Below are 540 nucleotides of genomic sequence, written 5' to 3'. Positions count from 1 at the left end.
AGCGATGATCCGAGCCGTCGATCTGGATCAGCTCGCCAAGGCACTCCCGGCGCAGGCGCGGCTGGTGGAATGTTCGGCGCTGCTTGCGCGACAGCCACAAACCCGCATCCTGCATCCACTTGCGCAAGGTCTCGCGCGACACTGTCAGCCCGTGACACTCCGCCAGCTTCTCGGCCGCCAAGGTCGGGCCAAAGTCGGCATAGCGGTCCCGAACGAGCGACATGGCAGCCTCCCGGATCGTCGGGTCGATCCGGTTGTTCGATGCCCGTCCACGTGCCTGGTGCCGGATCGCCGCCGCGCCGTCAGCCCCGAACCGCTTCAGCAGCCGGTGAACCTGTCTGCGGCTCAGGTCCAGAACATCCGCCGCACTCACGGCTGACATCCGACCTTGCAGCACCTGGCTCAGAACCTCGATCCGGTTCAGTTCTCGCTCGCTCATCATCACCCATCCCATGTCCGGCTCCCAAGGATCGACACGATGCTCATCCAGGGGAGTGTGACATTCCTGAATTGCAGAGGTGAGACATTTTAACTTTGCGG

1 protein-coding gene is annotated in these 540 nt (G+C 63.3%); it reads right to left on the bottom strand.

Annotated features, from left to right (window positions below):
- Window positions 1–454 (bottom strand): helix-turn-helix domain-containing protein (locus CK944_RS22540; RefSeq protein ID WP_146038786.1); only part of this gene is annotated, 454 nt, incomplete at its 3' end.
- Between the last annotated feature and the right edge of the window lie 86 nt (window positions 455–540).

The organism is Paracoccus sp. SY, from assembly GCF_002901215.1.
GTDB lineage: Bacteria > Pseudomonadota > Alphaproteobacteria > Rhodobacterales > Rhodobacteraceae > Paracoccus > Paracoccus acridae.
This window is presented reverse-complemented; position numbering and strand designations above follow the sequence as displayed.